This is a genomic window from uncultured Metabacillus sp., assembly GCF_947503125.1.
Classification (GTDB): Bacteria; Bacillota; Bacilli; order Bacillales; family Bacillaceae; genus Metabacillus.
The window spans coordinates 1-4,643 of record NZ_CANNCR010000115.1 but is presented as its reverse complement, the minus strand read 5'-3'; the positions used below and the strand labels follow the sequence as shown (position 1 = coordinate 4,643).

The 4,643-nt window shown below is 37.7% G+C and carries 6 protein-coding genes and 1 other RNA gene; all 7 read left to right on the top strand.

Annotated features, from left to right (window positions below; all coding sequences use genetic code 11):
- The first annotated feature begins 100 nt into the window (after positions 1 to 100).
- The 7 genes from tadA (at position 101) to Q1B07_RS26060 (ending at position 4,399) form a co-directional block, all read left to right on the top strand.
- Positions 101 to 592, top strand: coding sequence for a tRNA adenosine(34) deaminase TadA (tadA, locus tag Q1B07_RS26090; RefSeq protein WP_299095568.1), 492 nt, complete (start codon positions 101 to 103; stop codon positions 590 to 592).
- 85 nt (positions 593 to 677) lie between these two features.
- Positions 678 to 941: signal recognition particle sRNA large type (ffs, locus tag Q1B07_RS26085), an RNA gene on the top strand.
- Positions 942 to 1,083: 142 nt separating this feature from the next.
- The gene (dnaX, locus tag Q1B07_RS26080; protein ID WP_299095565.1) at positions 1,084 to 2,772 is read left to right on the top strand and encodes a DNA polymerase III subunit gamma/tau; all 1,689 of its coding nucleotides are present in this window, start codon (positions 1,084 to 1,086) and stop codon (positions 2,770 to 2,772) included.
- 21 nt (positions 2,773 to 2,793) lie between these two features.
- A complete protein-coding gene (locus Q1B07_RS26075) occupies positions 2,794 to 3,117 on the top strand; it encodes a YbaB/EbfC family nucleoid-associated protein (protein ID WP_299095571.1) in 324 nt (107 codons plus the stop codon).
- 11 nt (positions 3,118 to 3,128) lie between these two features.
- Complete coding sequence (gene recR, locus Q1B07_RS26070; RefSeq protein ID WP_299095562.1) at positions 3,129 to 3,725, top strand: recombination protein RecR; 597 nt, start codon at positions 3,129 to 3,131, stop codon at positions 3,723 to 3,725.
- A gap of 95 nt (positions 3,726 to 3,820) precedes the next feature.
- Positions 3,821 to 4,042 (top strand): YaaL family protein, encoded by a 222-nt coding sequence (locus tag Q1B07_RS26065; protein ID WP_299095559.1) that lies wholly within the window; start codon positions 3,821 to 3,823, stop codon positions 4,040 to 4,042.
- Between the two features lie 90 nt (positions 4,043 to 4,132).
- Positions 4,133 to 4,399 (top strand): pro-sigmaK processing inhibitor BofA family protein, encoded by a 267-nt coding sequence (locus Q1B07_RS26060; protein WP_299095556.1) that lies wholly within the window; start codon positions 4,133 to 4,135, stop codon positions 4,397 to 4,399.
- Positions 4,400 to 4,643 lie beyond the last annotated feature (244 nt).

Genomic DNA, 4,643 nt, shown 5'->3' with positions numbered 1-4,643 from the left:
GTGGCAAGTTTTTTGCATTTAAAGCCCTTAAATTCAAAGATTATTAACTTTTTTAATATAAAAGTTTTTACAATACGTAAAATATATAAGGGGCATTTGCATGTTTAACGATCAATATTTTATGAAGTTAGCAATAGAAGAAGCAAAAAAGGCGCAAGAAATTGGTGAAGTTCCAATTGGAGCAGTGATTGTGCTTGATGGGAACGTTATTGCCTCTGCCTATAACTTGCGGGAAAAGGATCAGCGTTCGATTGCACATGCAGAAATTTTAGCGATTGATGAAGCGTGTAAAGCCCTGGGGACATGGAGATTAGAGGAGGCAACGCTTTATGTCACTTTAGAGCCGTGTCCAATGTGTGCAGGAGCCATTGTCTTATCAAGAATAAAACGTGTCGTATACGGAGCTGCTGATCCGAAGGGCGGTTGTGCAGGAACCTTAATGAATTTGCTGCAAGAGCAAAGATTTAATCATCAAGTGGAAGTGGCAATGGGTGTTGAGGAAGAGGTATGCAGTACATTGTTAAGCGATTTTTTTCGTGAACTCAGGCAGCGAAAAAAGCAATCGAAAGCCAACGGAAAAAACTTACAGTGAGTAGCCATTGCAATTTTACGAAGAAGGTTATATACTTATACATGCGTCGTACTTAACGGCGCAACTAAATATGGTATCAATTTTGCCGTGCTAAGCGGGGAGGTAGCGGTGCCCTGTACTCGCAATCCGCTCTAGCGAGGCCGAATTCCTTCTAGAGGTTAACATACTGTAGGGCTGCCTCAAGTAAGTGGTGTTGACGCCTGGGTCCTGCGCAATGGGAATCCATGAACCATGTCAGGTCCGGAAGGAAGCAGCATTAAGTGGAAGCTCTCATGTGCCGCAGGGTCGCCTGGGTCGAGCTAACTGCTTGAGTAACGCCTATGGGTGTTAATCGAAGGAAGGTGCACGGCAGTTTATTTAAAAATAACGACTCACTCTGTTAAAGGGTGAGTTTTTGTTTGTTTTCAATTATATTTTCTTAATAGGTAAACCTTTGTAAAACGGAAGTTGGTTGTTATAATAATATAGAAGAAGATAAAGGGGGCATTTTTGTGGGATATCAAGCTTTATATCGTGTTTATCGACCTCAGCAATTTCATGATGTGGTCGGACAAGAACATATCACTAAAACGTTACAAAATGCCCTGTTACAAAATAAATTTTCACATGCTTATCTTTTCTCGGGGCCTAGAGGTACCGGGAAAACAAGTGCAGCAAAAATATTTGCAAAAGCGGTAAACTGTGAAAAGGCTCCAACAGCTGAACCATGTAATGAGTGTCCAACATGCAAAGGAATTACAACCGGGACAATATCTGATGTCATTGAAATAGATGCTGCCTCTAACAATGGTGTTGATGAAATTAGAGATATACGCGACAAAGTCAAATATGCCCCATCATCTGTCCAATATAAGGTCTATATTGTGGATGAGGTTCATATGTTATCGATTGGTGCTTTTAATGCTCTCTTAAAAACATTAGAAGAACCGCCAAAGCATGTTATCTTCATATTGGCTACAACAGAACCGCACAAAATTCCATTAACGATTATCTCCCGATGTCAACGTTTTGACTTCAGGCGAATAACGGCTTCTGACATCGTTAGAAGAATGAAAGAAATCGTACATAAACAACAGGTGAATATTGAAGAAGCGGCGTTAGATGTTATTGCTAAGGCAGCTGATGGCGGGATGAGGGATGCTTTAAGCCTTCTTGACCAAGCAATCTCATATAGCGATGATCTTGTCAGACTGGACGAGGCATTGCTAATTACCGGGTCTGTTTCACAAGACTTTATCGGAAAAATTGCATCCGCTATACACGAAAAGGATGTGACAACTGCATTACAAGCTCTTGATCAGTTAATGTATCAAGGGAAGGATCCAGCGCGGTTTATAGAGGATGTTATCTTTTACTATAGAGATATGCTCTTATACCAAACAGCCCCAACACTTGAGGATGTGTTGGAACGGGTAACTGTTGATGAACAGTTTATTGAGTTATCAAATGAAATACCATCTAATGAGATTTATGAAACGATCGAAATGTTAAGTAAAAGCCAACAAGAGATGAAATTTACAAACCACCCAAGGATTTTCTTGGAAATTGCCCTTGTAAAGTTATGTCAACAACCAGCAGCGGCTTCCCATTTTGACAACGAAGGGTATAATTCCTTAATGGAAAAGATCACTAGTTTGCAATCAGAATTAAACAGATTAAAGCAGCAAGGTCTAACTGCACCTCAACAACAATCAGCAGCTAATGAGCCAAAACAAAGATCAATAAAAAGCGGCTATAAAACCCCTGAAGGCAGAATTCATGAGATTCTCAAAGTTGCAACTAGAAAAGATTTAGAAATTGTGAAAAGTCGCTGGGGAGAACTTTTGGAATTGCTAAAAAGGCAAAATAAAGTATCTCATGCGGCATTACTCAATGATAGTGAGCCGGTAGCGGCTTCAGAATCTGCATTTGTTTTGAAGTTTAAATTTGAAATTCACTGCAAAATGGTGGCTGAAAATAACAACAATGTTCGATCCAATATGGAATTAATTTTACAAGAAATTACGGGCAAAAGTTTGGAAATGGTTGGCGTTCCTGAGCATGATTGGGTTAAAATAAGAGAAGAATTCCTAAGGGATCACAAAGATGAAAATGTAAACCAGCAAGAAGAAGAGGAAGACCCTCTTATCGCTGAAGCAAGAAAATTAGTAGGTAATGATTTAATCGAAATAAAAGAATAACAATTGGAGGAATGAGATATGATGCGTGGCGGTATGGGCAATATGCAAAAAATGATGAAGCAAATGCAAAAAATGCAAAAGGATATGGCGAAAGCGCAAGAAGAGCTTTCGACAAAAACAGTTGAGGGTACTGCCGGCGGCGGTATGGTAACGGTTATTGTTAACGGACAAAAGGAGTTAGTTGAAGTAAATATTAAAGAAGAAGTTGTAGATCCGGAAGATATTGAAATGCTGCAAGACTTAGTATTGGCAGCAACAAACGATGCGTTGAAAAAAATTGATGATCTGACAAACGAAACAATGGGTCAATTTACAAAAGGAATGAACTTACCGGGGATGTTCTAGGAGGATTTATTATGCATTATCCTGAACCAATATCAAAGCTGATTGATAGCTTTATGAAATTGCCAGGAATCGGACCAAAAACGGCCGTTCGACTGGCTTTTTTTGTCTTGAATATGAAAGAAGATGTCGTGTTGGATTTTGCAAAAGCATTAGTTAATGCGAAAAGGAACCTAACCTATTGCTCGGTTTGTGGTCACATAACAGATCAAGACCCTTGCTATATATGTGAGGATGACCGACGAGATAAAAGTGTGGTTTGTGTTGTGCAAGATCCCAAAGATGTCATTGCTATGGAAAAAATGAAAGAATATAACGGTCTATATCATGTCTTACATGGCTCAATATCCCCGATGGATGGAATTGGACCTGAGGATATTAAAATTCCTGAACTATTAAAGAGACTTCAGGATGATGTAATCCAAGAAGTCATTCTAGCTACGAACCCTAATATTGAGGGTGAAGCAACAGCTATGTATATTTCAAGATTATTAAAACCTTCTGGTATTAAAATAACGAGAATTGCACATGGTTTACCTGTAGGCGGCGATTTGGAATATGCGGATGAGGTTACCTTATCGAAGGCATTAGAAGGAAGAAGAGAGTTATAAAGAGTGGACATTTGACATTCCTTTAGACTGCTTTTTTACATTTTTTGATCGAATTATGATCATACAACAGTTTATGTGAATAAAGGAGGACAACTATGCTTTTTCGCCGAAAAGGTTGGTTAAGAAATCAGTATGACCAGCAATTAATACAAAATTTACTCGATCTAAAACAAGAGTGGAATCGGCAAAAGCAACTCATTGAAAAAAGTGTAGAACCTTCTTCACAAGTTCTCTACGAATTAAAGGTTGCTGAAGCAAAATATTTTTTCTTATTAAAAGAAGCTAAGAAACGCAATATTAAGATAGGTCGTATGTAAGCTTATCTTAATATTGCGCTTAAATAGCTTGTTCTATTTTTTTACTCTTTTCATATCTTTTACTAAAGAGAAATGAAAGAGAGTGATTACATGGATCCAATTGTTGTTTTTTCAGTACTCGGAGGGTTAATTCTAGTCCTTTTGTTTGTTGGGGCTCCCATCAGTCCTCTTAGATTTATCGGACAACTATGTATAAAGATCATCATCGGAGCGTTGCTGCTGTTTTTTGTAAATGCATTTGGTACGAGCTTCGATCTTCATATACCTATAAATTTAATTACTTCTAGTGTTTCTGGAATATTGGGTATTCCTGGATTGGTCGCTTTAATTGTTATTAAAACAATGATCATTGGTTGAAACAAATGGATCAATTCATTTGTTTCATTTTTTGTTGACATGTAAATTCATAGGTGATATATTATTATACGTCGCTGATGACGAGGGATTTTCCCTTTATATTTTTTTGAAAAAGCTGTTGACTTAAATTAAAAATATATGTTAATATATTTAAGTCGCTTCTTAATGAAAGTGATAAAAGTTCTTTGAAAACTAAACAAAACCAAGCGTGCCAACGTTAATTTCGATTAACAAACAACGTACT

What these genes read in the sequence shown, in the direction of transcription:
- Q1B07_RS26075 (WP_299095571.1), top strand. Translation starts at nt 2,794, where the DNA reads ATGCGTGGCGGTATGGGCAATATGCAAAAAATGATGAAGCAAATGCAA.
- recR (WP_299095562.1), top strand. Translation starts at nt 3,129, where the DNA reads ATGCATTATCCTGAACCAATATCAAAGCTGATTGATAGCTTTATGAAA.
- tadA (WP_299095568.1), top strand. Translation starts at nt 101, where the DNA reads ATGTTTAACGATCAATATTTTATGAAGTTAGCAATAGAAGAAGCAAAA.
- Q1B07_RS26060 (WP_299095556.1), top strand. Translation starts at nt 4,133, where the DNA reads ATGGATCCAATTGTTGTTTTTTCAGTACTCGGAGGGTTAATTCTAGTC.
- Q1B07_RS26065 (WP_299095559.1), top strand. Translation starts at nt 3,821, where the DNA reads ATGCTTTTTCGCCGAAAAGGTTGGTTAAGAAATCAGTATGACCAGCAA.